Source organism: Sulfitobacter sp. S223, assembly GCF_025143825.1.
Classification (GTDB): Bacteria; Pseudomonadota; Alphaproteobacteria; order Rhodobacterales; family Rhodobacteraceae; genus Sulfitobacter.
Genome location: NZ_CP083560.1, coordinates 1048455 through 1056524, shown reverse-complemented (window position 1 = coordinate 1056524; position 8070 = coordinate 1048455). Strand labels below are relative to the sequence as shown.

At 57.3% G+C, this 8070-nt stretch carries 5 protein-coding genes; all 5 read right to left on the bottom strand.

The genetic code is table 11. From position 1 onward, the window contains the following. Positions 1-747 precede the first annotated feature (747 nt). Genes K3757_RS05210 through K3757_RS05190 form a run of 5 tightly spaced genes read right to left on the bottom strand, consistent with a single transcriptional unit; the run spans position 748 to position 8007 of the window. Positions 748-1596, bottom strand: coding sequence for an efflux RND transporter periplasmic adaptor subunit (locus tag K3757_RS05210; RefSeq protein WP_259999906.1), 849 nt, complete (start codon positions 1594-1596; stop codon positions 748-750). Continuing rightward, complete coding sequence (locus tag K3757_RS05205) at positions 1593-3575, bottom strand: hypothetical protein (protein WP_259999905.1); 1983 nt, start codon at positions 3573-3575, stop codon at positions 1593-1595. The genes K3757_RS05210 and K3757_RS05205 overlap by 4 nt, the downstream gene beginning before the upstream one ends. Next, a complete protein-coding gene (locus tag K3757_RS05200) occupies positions 3568-5715 on the bottom strand; it encodes a peptidase M50 (protein ID WP_259999904.1) in 2148 nt (715 codons plus the stop codon). Before K3757_RS05200 ends, K3757_RS05205 begins: the two co-directional genes overlap by 8 nt. Positions 5716-5719: 4 nt before the next feature. After that, the gene (locus tag K3757_RS05195; RefSeq protein WP_259999903.1) at positions 5720-7579 is read right to left on the bottom strand and encodes an efflux RND transporter periplasmic adaptor subunit; all 1860 of its coding nucleotides are present in this window, start codon (positions 7577-7579) and stop codon (positions 5720-5722) included. 44 nt (positions 7580-7623) lie between these two features. Then, entirely contained in the window at positions 7624-8007 is a 384-nt protein-coding gene (locus K3757_RS05190) for a DUF3467 domain-containing protein (protein ID WP_259999902.1), read from the bottom strand. Between the last annotated feature and the right edge of the window lie 63 nt (positions 8008-8070).

The window sequence follows — 8070 nt, the reverse complement described above, 5'->3', positions numbered from 1 at the left end:
CATAGCCGGACATTAAGACAGCTTTGCGACAATTTCGCGGTGAATTTTATGTACATTTCGTCAAGTGAAACCACCTTCAGGTTGCATATTCAAGACGCCTTTAAGAGAATTTTAACTATTCCAAGATCACGAATTACCGTGCGAGACTTGCGCAAACGCTGAAAAGGTCGCCGGATGGATTCAGCGGAAAGGAGCTATGTTCCCGTTAAGGTTGATGATTTCTGCGAAGAATTCAGGGGCCAGTTTTCAAATCGGCCATACTAATGCACCCAAAGGCATGCACATCTCTCCAAAGCGTACGTGCTAAAGGCATGTGGTCCCCAAAGCCGCATACGCGTATCGATATCAACGATAGGGTCTATGGCAATCCGGGAGCACAGCTTTTGACCCAGAAGGCGACAACCGTTTCGACCTCGGCCTTACCAGTTTTGTTGACCGACAAGAACGGCAATTAGGGGACCTTCACGGGCACGGTCGTTTCTAGGGGGTCATTGTTTCAGAGCGGCTATTCTTACAGGGTGCTGCACGTCAATGAAGCTACTCTCATCAGGCATAGTGAACGCTCAAATCGATCTCTATATGCATGGCTTTTCTTTGATGAATGGTATCGTCCAGTCACCCAATCCAGCGAGTGACGGCTATTTCAAACATCCTTTCCCAATCCCCAAAATTCAGGAGCTGCGGTGTGCGACAGATTTTCATCTTCCCCTTGTATGGGGTTTGCAAATTCGTGGCTACACCAGCCGTTTATAGTTTAACACGGCATTTTGTGCCTGCAGGGATATCGCCGTTGGGATTTGGCAGTTCGAGTCTTACAAAAAAGGTGCTGCTTGCGGCATCAAAAACACTATCTACAACAGTGACCTCAGCCTCAAAGCTGCGGTCAAATGGCAAGACCTGGCGCACTTGGCGCGTGGTCCCTACAGAGACCCGACCGAAAGCTGTGATCGGTGCGAATACACCCACATGCAACGGGTTCGTTTCCGCCACTGTAACAATAGGCGTTTGCTCATTGGCAAATTCACCCTTGGCAGCAAGGATCGCTATTACAATGCCATCAACGGGGCTGCGAAGAACGCGCCGGTCGCGCACTTGCGTCGCTTGCGCCAGCTCAATCAATGCAACTTTCTGATCCAACTCCGCTTCCTCTACGGCCAGCTTGGCAAGTGCCAGTTCGATCTCCGCGCTTTGACGCAGAGCGACGGCCGCTACATTGCGCTGCTCAAGCTGCAAAGCGCGATCAAATTCCGTTTGACGCAGTTCCAAACGCGAGATTTGCGCCCGCAAGTTTACGTCAGAGGATGCCCGCGCTTGCGCAAGGTCGATCTGGAGGGTTTCAAGACGGTCATCAAGCTGCGCCAAAGCCTGCCCCACTTTGACACGGTCCCCCCGTTTGACCAAAACCTCGGAAATAATGCCGTCTGTTGCTGCAGAAAGGTCCGCGATCGAGCGTGGCTCGATCAGACAATCCAGATCTATCAACGGCTCCGTACCCGCTTGCTGTGCCTCTGCCTGACCGCTGTTCACAATCGCCGTCAGGCTGACAGTGGCCGCAAGAACCACACCTGTAAGGTTTCGCGCCGATGCCCTGATCATTCTACTCTCCCAGCAAATCCAAATTGTTCTTCACGGCGCAAATCATGCCGCAGTAAGTCCGTGCGCGCGCGTGCATGCAACCGCTCTGCGCGCGCCTGTGCGCGGTGGAACGCCTTTGCCCCCTGCACCCACCGCAATATGCGCGCGCGGCCAAAGCTGCTGATCAGTGGGTCCTCCCAACTGACGAATGCCTCGCAACTACCCGGATCGCCCTGCCGTGCACAGCGTCCGATCACCTGCCTGTCGATGCGCCGTGCTTCGTGTAGTTCCGTCAAGAGCACGTGCATCCCGCCCAAGGCCCTTACCTGTGTCGCCAAACCGATATCTACGCCACGCCCCGCCATATTGGTCGCAACAGTGATCGCGCCAAGCTGTCCGGCAGCGGCAATAATCTCGGCCTCCTGACCAGATTGCGCGGCATTCAGCAACTCATGCGGCAATCCTGCTTCCGTCAGACGTGCAGAGACCGCAGCACTGGCCCGCACCGTACGGGTTGCAATCAAAACAGGACGCCCCTTTGCATGCAGCTTGGCCACACGTGCGGCGACCTTGTCCCACTTCACCGCTTCGTTGCGCAAAATACGTCCACGTCCATATTTGCGCCTCGACGCCCGCGGGGGCGGGACAGGCACCACAGACAATCCATAGACCGCGCGTAACTCGGCCGAAACTTCGCGCGCCGTCCCCGTCATGCCCGCCAGTCTGCGATATCGGCGGAAAAACCTCTGATAGGTCATGCGTCCGAGCACCTCTCGGCGTCCCGTGATCTCGACATCTTCCTTGAGCTCAATCAATTGGTGCAGACCGTCCGACAGAGCCCGATCAGGTGAGACCCGACCAGTGTATTCATCAATCAGCTTTACTGTGCCGTCTTCGATCAAATAATGCTCATCGCGGTCAAAAAGATAGCGCGCCGACAGGGCAAGCGTGGCGGCATTCTCGCGGCGCGCCGTGTTGCGCCAAATGCCCCCCATCTCTTCTGCCTCACGGGTCAGGGCACGGCGGCCGGAGGCGGTCAACTCAATCTGCCTACCAGAACGGTTCACGACAAAATCGCGCCCCTCGACCAGCAACTGTGCCAAGTGCCACGCCGCTGCCGCCCAGTCAGGATCAGGCTGAGCTGTTGCCGACAGGATAAGCGGCGTGCGACATTCATCGATCAAAACAGAGTCCGCCTCATCCACGATCGCAAAAGGCAATCCATTCATCGAAATACCCGCGCCACGCGGGGTCTGCGCACTGATCATGTCAAAGGTCAGCCGCAGCGGCCCGACTTCTCCGGTCAGCCGGATGCGGTCGCGCAGATAGTCAAATGCCATCTCCTGATTGGATCCATAGGTGATCGCGCAGCGGTAGGCAGCGGCGCGGTTCTGATGCTCGATATCAGCAGTGATCAGCCCGACCCGAAGGCCCAAAGCCTCAGCAAGAGGCAACAAGGTTTCAGCATCGCGTGCGGCAAGGTAGTCATTGGCCGTAATGACATGGACGCGTTCGCCCATCAGGGCGATCATCACAGCGGCGACTGAGGCGGTGAGCGTCTTGCCCGATCCCGTCTCCATCTCGGCGAGCCGTCCCGAGACCAGAACCAAGACACCGGCGATCTGGCTGCGAAACGGCATAAAGCCAAGCTTGCGTTGTGTGAGGACGCATAGAAGCGCCAGCAAGTGCCGCGCAGGGCGAGACAGCGGCTTGCGCAGATCTGCCCGCTCTCTTGCCGTCTCGATGCGGGCCAATAGGACGTCGTCCTCAAGATGGCTGAGCTTGCGTGCCTGACGGGCGATGCCACGCGCAAGCCACATCATGCGCCGACGTGTGGCAACAGCGACAACCGGCTGGGTCCCCTGTGCTATCACCCACTTCAACGTAAAGCGCCAGTCCAGCGGCTGCTCGGCCCCTTGTGCAGGTACCATTTGCCGAAAAAGGCTAAGTCCTGCAACGGCTTGCGCCTTGGTTGGCGAGGGGGAAACCTGATCAAACATTGAAACGTCGCAAGAAAAGTTGCCGCAACCGGCGCCATCCGCGCTGAACCAACGGCTCTGCCCCGTGGTCAAAACGCACATGGACGCGCATGCCTAACACTAAACTGGGTGGTGCCGCTACCGGTTCCAGATCAAACTGCATCACCGGTTGCAGCGCCACCGCTGCACCGTTTGCGACAGGATCAAGCGAGAACTGCCCCCCTCCCTCGGTCGTCAAAGCGAGCGAGGCCAGTTCATATCCGATTGCAGGCACTTCTCTGGCAACACGCGCCTCAAACCGGTTTTCAGGCGCATCCGCAGGACGCATTTCAACACCCAGCGTGCGGGCCCTGACAAGGTCGGCCTTGTCTTGGGACACCGCTACGCGCACGACGATGGAGGCCGGATCAACCACATGGCCGATAACATCACCCCGCCGCAAAAAACGCCCTTCAAGATCACCGGCATTCGGCAAAACAAGCTCTCCTGCCCGGTGCGACACGACATCCCGCGCAACAGCAAGGCTTTGCAGGATGTTCAGCTCCTGCTCTGCGCGCACGGACTGCGCCTTCCACAGCTGCATATCATAGGCACTCTCGCTTAGGGCTTGTTCGTACCGGTAGCTATATTTACGGAACTCCGCCTCGGCGGCACGCAGACTAGCATCCGCATAGGGATCGGAAAGTTTCAGGATAACTGCACCCTGCGCGACATGATCGCCAGAGGCACTGACGACCTGCTCGATCATGCCTTCGGCCTCAGCATAAACCGTCTCGTCACGAGTGGAATGCACCACGCCTTCGGCCATCGTCCGGTACGGGACCCGGATCACCCCCAGTGACAGCACAAGTGCACAAATCACAATCCCACTGACCGCAAACGCCCTGCCCCGCCGCCCCCGCAGCCGATCTCCAACCACAACAAACTTCAAGTGTTTGAGCATCGGCACAATAAACATCAACGTCAAAGACCAGATCGCCAGCGCGATGCCGACTATGAAAAAACGCACAGCCACAATGGAGATTATCGTCACCGTTATCACGATCCGATAGCAAAACGCTGCGATAGAATAGAAAAAGAACCATCCTTTTTCGCCGCGCGCCCGCACTGGAGACCGCGCATCGGCAATGCCAAAGGCATAACGCTGGATCAGATAACCCAGATATTGGTTCGACCGGTTGCCAAGATTGGGGATTTCAATCGCGTCCGCCAACACAAAGTACCCGTCAAAGCGCAAGAGCGGGTTACCATTGAAAAGCAGCGTTGAAATCCCGCCGATGACCATCGTATTAAATGCAACCGCCCGCCACAGTCCCGGCTCCAGCTCGACCCACAGCAGCATTGCGCCCGCAGCCAGCCCCAGCTCAACCATGATGCCCGCCGCACTAACCAGAATCCGTGCGCGTTTGTCCGGAAATCCAGAAGCCGCAGACGCGTCAACGTAGGGCACGGGGATAAACACAAGAAACATCAGGCCAACTTCGCGCACTTCGCCGCCAAATTTCTTTAGCGCAAACCCATGGCCCAGCTCATGCAGGAGTTTGACCACCGGATAGACCATGACCAGCGCGATGAGCGAATTTGTGGCCAGCACACGGTCGATCAGGTTTTCGGTCAACGCGTCCCAATGCTGTACCGCCGTCACAGCACCAGCGCCGAGAAGCAGCAGATATAATAGCCCGCCCCAGATCGTAAAAAACGGTCGCGCGAGCGGCCAGCATTCCGTTAGTAACCGGTCCGGATCCATCAGTGGAAACCGCAGCGCCAGCGGGTTCATAAATCGCGCAACCAGCCCTTTGCCTTCCTTTTTTAACGCCCGCTCAACCAGCCGGTCATTGTCGGGCATTCCATCTGTTACCAGCAGATCAATCGAGCTGAGCTGCGCAATCGTGCTGAGCATTTCATCTTGCGTGGGCGCAGTCTCACCCAGCTCCGTACAGGTGATGTCCCAGATTTCACCAATGGTGCGCTTGCCGTCCATCTGGGCCACGACCCAATGCGTGCTGTCCGACAATCTACAAAATTTGCCTGACAGGGGATCGCGCATAACGAACCATTCAACACCACGAAACACCTGTCGCGTAATCTCGGTGCGCGGAGCAAGCCACGGGCGTAGATGTGCTGCGCGGTACCATATCGGGCTTTCAAATCCGGCGGCCATCCTCTCAGCCCGTCCAGCGCCAAATGGCCAGTCGTGCCCAATCTATGATCGGCCGTGTCCAGACATCGATCAACAACCGCTCTTCAACCTGGACTTTACCGATGCCGCGCATTCCGGGCCGCAAATCGCCTGAAGTTTCGGTCAGCTGCGCCTCTACAATGGCAAAGTTACGCCCGCCTTCGGCATTCATCCTCGGTGTAATCTGGGTGAGCTTGAATTCGAATTTCTGGTCTGGCAAGGGCGCAAGAACAAGCGAACCGGTCTGGCCGATCCGCACTTGATCGAGGTCGCGTTCCTCAACCTCCAGCGCGACACGGTAACTGTCCAGCGGAGCCAGACGGAAGAGTTGTTGCCCCAAACGCACTGCCGCTCCGAGAGACTGGCTGTGATCGCCCTCAATCACGACCGCATCAAAAGGCGCGCGCAAAACAGCACGATCCAATTGGCGCTGCGTCAGTTCCGCCTTTGCGCGGGCCTGCTCGATATTGGCCGATGCGATGCGCGCAGTTGCGGCTGAACGCTCTGCAAGCGCTTGGTCATACTCCCCCTCATACCGGCCCACATCTGTGAGCCAACGGGTCAATTCGATCTGCAGATCACGCTGGTCAAGGCCCAGCAGCGGCTCGCCTTCTTGCACGATGTCACCGGCACGGACGAATTGTTCAGCGATATGCCCGTCGAACGGCGCGACAATCATCCGCACGATTTCGCCCTGAATTTCCGACTGTGCCACAACGCGAAAATCCGCTTTGGCATACCAGAAAAACGCAATCAATCCAGCAAGCGTCAACACTGCCAGTTTGCGGCCCAAATAGCCTGCTCCCAACAAGCGGCCTAGGGCCTGACGGCCGCTTTGCCACAGCACACGCAGCACGCCACGTTCACCTTGTTCACGTTCGTCTATCAAAGCACCCAGTGCCGCGCCAACGCCCTCGGCAACCATTAAGTCTTGCTCCGAGAAACTCTCACCTGCTGGCTTTGCAAGCTGCAAAGCACCAATGGCTTTCCCGTTCGCGCCAGAAAAAAGGGCGACTGACAAAAGCTCGCCCATGCCTGCCTCACGCAGCAAGGCGGCATGATGTTGCGCCACCATGAAATCCTGAGAGTCTCGCGGCGGATAAAGCACTGAGCCTTCTTGGTAAAATGCCTCAGACATCGCCAAAGCGATAGCTTGTGCATGGGTGGTCTCGCGCGGGCGCTCCGAGACATCGGACAAGGCTGTGACTTTCATCCGCCGTCTCTGTGTCGCGCGTCCGATCGCAACATATGCGCAGTCCAACTCACGCGCCAGAAGGTTGCAGGCAGCCAACATGGCCGACCGCGACGAGTTCGCCTCTAGCACCGCGCCAATCGTGTCGAGAACCAAGGATGCTTTTGCGCGATCGCGATCTTCGGAAAATGCCAGATCACGGCGCAGCGCCGCTATGAGCCAACCGCTCGCCCAGCGCATGGCATGAAGCACCGCAGTAGGGTCATCTGGTTTCGTCTGGAATTCCAGACAGATCGCGCCATGTACCTCTTGATCAACGATCAACGGCAGAGCCAAACATGTCCCCGACCGCACAACGCCCCGCTCCTCTTCAAGAGCAGCTTCGACCGTGTTCATGATGGTGTGGCCCGGACTGCCCCCCTGCGGCCACAGAGCGATAGGCACAAGACCGTGCGGCATCATCACCACGACCGCGCCAGCCGCACACGGCCCAAGCGTTCGCACGGCAAGCGCAAGCCAGACCCGCGCAAAATCATCCAGATCAAGATCGTCAGAAAATCGTGACCACAGAGCCTTGTCCAGAATCGAAACAGTGTCGTCCTGGGCCTTCGGGGTTTCCGACGCGCCGGACCGGTCAGGTGGGGGCCTACTCATAATCTACTCCCCGCAAGGCGGCGGATTGTGAAAGGATCAGCCGCTCAGGCGTCTCCGCCCTTGGCTTTTTGCCCACCCGCAGCCGCAGCAGCGGCCAACCCGTCGAGCTTGATCTCGCCAAAGCGACTTTCATATTGAGACAGAACAGCGCCCATCAAAACAAACAGTCGCTTTGCGGCATGCGGATTGAGAATAATCCGCTCTTCCAGCCGCACATCAAATTCTTTACCCGCAGCAGGGTTCCATGTCTGGTTAGATCCGAACAAAAGCGTCACTTCCTCACGCGTTGAGGAGGCATTTACCACGTTCGCATAAGTGGTCTGCATTTGGCTATCATCCCAGTTCACAACCGGTGCCGCAGGAGCGCCGACTTCGGCTGTGGTGGTCGATGCGTCAGCGTCTTTTGCAGCGGTTTTCTTATTCGTCATCTGAAGTTCTTTCTCATTGATATTTATGGATTATATGCAAAACAGCATGGCTCAGCCGCTGCT